This window comes from Collinsella sp. TF05-9AC (assembly GCF_003438495.1).
Lineage (GTDB): Bacteria > Actinomycetota > Coriobacteriia > Coriobacteriales > Coriobacteriaceae > Collinsella.
This window is the reverse complement of record NZ_QSSH01000074.1, coordinates 1-250: the sequence shown is the minus strand read 5'-3', so window position 1 is coordinate 250 and position 250 is coordinate 1.

Sequence of the window (250 nt, the reverse complement as noted above, 5' to 3'; positions counted from 1 at the left end):
AAGTTAATTAATCGATATCATGAATAGCGCTCGTATGTCGCAATTCGGGTATCTCATACCGCGGCACAGTAGTTGACTGTGCTCGCGATCAGATGCTCCTCACTCATATATAAGTGAATTCTTCTTGTTTGGATCGGATGAATGATTGCTATCATTCTCTGTTTTAATCGCAGAAAAGAATCGAGTCTGGAAGAGAAACTCTTCCATCTCTCTCCTATCGCTATGCGGCTCTCAAGGTACGCGGGTGCGA